The 1,229-nt window shown below is 72.4% G+C and carries 1 protein-coding gene; it reads left to right on the top strand.

What is annotated here, in order from left to right:
* Window positions 1-1,148, top strand: a 1,148-nt coding sequence (locus tag CED_RS21230) for an IS701 family transposase (protein ID WP_035913776.1), incomplete at its 5' end; no start/stop codon positions are given.
* Window positions 1,149-1,229: the final 81 nt, after the last annotated feature.

Here is a 1,229-nt window from a genome sequence, read left to right as displayed (position 1 = left end):
TGCAACGGCTGCTGACCGACGGCAAGCGCAAGAGCATGGTCCCGATGGCCGCCCGCCTCGGTGTGGACCCTCAGCAGCTGCAGCAGTTCGTCACCAGCTCGACCTGGGACTACCGCCAGGTCCGGCGGCGGCTGACGGGCTGGGCGGCCGGGTTCTGCGACCCGGTCGCGCTGGTCGTGGACGACACCGGCTTTCCCGAAGGACGGGCCGCCTCCCCCGGGGTGGCCCGGATGTACTCCGGCACCCTGGGCAAGGTCGGGAACTGTCAGATCGGGGTGTCCGTGCACGCGGTCACCGACTGGGCGTCGGCCGCGGTGGCCTGGCGGCTGTTCCTCCCGACCTGCTGGGACGACACCACCCTGACCGACCCGACCGAGGTCGCCGCCGCCCGGGCCCGGCGGGAACGGGCCGCGATCCCCGACAAGGCGCGGCACCGGGAGAAATGGCGGCTCGCCCTGGACATGATCGACGAACTGGCCGGCTGGGGCATGCCTGTGCGGCCGGTCGTGGCGGACGCCGGCTACGGCGACGCCGCTGCCTTCCGCCAGGGGCTGACCGACCGGAACATCCCCTACGTGCTGGCGGTGAAGCCGACCGCGACCGCCTACCCGGCCGACGCGGTGCCGGTCNCCGCCCCCTNCCCGGGAAACAGCCGGCGGCCCACACCCGCCTACCCCGACCCGCCCCGCGATCTGAAATCCCTGGTCATGGCCGCCGGCCGCCGCACGGGCCGGTCTGTGACCTGGCGTCACGGCACCCACCGGACCCCGGCCAACCCGACCGCGGGGATGCGGTCCCGCTTCCTCGCGCTCCGGGTCCGCCCCGCGGGCCGGAACATCANCCGTAACCCCGACCGGAGCCTGCCCGTCTGCTGGCTGCTCGCCGAATGGCCAGTCGGCCAGCCCGAACCCACCGATTACTGGCTGTCCACCCTGCCCACCGGCATCCCCCTGCGCGATCTTGTNCGTCTCGCGAAGATCCGCTGGCGGATCGAACACGACTACCGCGAGTTGAAAGACGGCCTCGGCCTCGACCACTTCGAGGGCCGAACCTTCGCCGGCTGGCACCGTCACGTCACCCTCGTCAGGGTCGCCCAAGCCCTCTGCACCCAGCTGAGACGAACCCCAAAAGTCCCTGCGCCGGCCTGACCCTCTACGGAGTCCTCCGCACCCTCCAGGCCCTGCTCGCCGTCTGGACCGGCGCCTGCCCCACCTGCCAACGACCCTTCA

Source organism: Frankia sp. CeD (assembly GCF_000732115.1).
Taxonomy (GTDB): domain Bacteria; phylum Actinomycetota; class Actinomycetes; order Frankiales; family Frankiaceae; genus Frankia; species Frankia casuarinae.
This window is presented reverse-complemented; position numbering and strand designations above follow the sequence as displayed.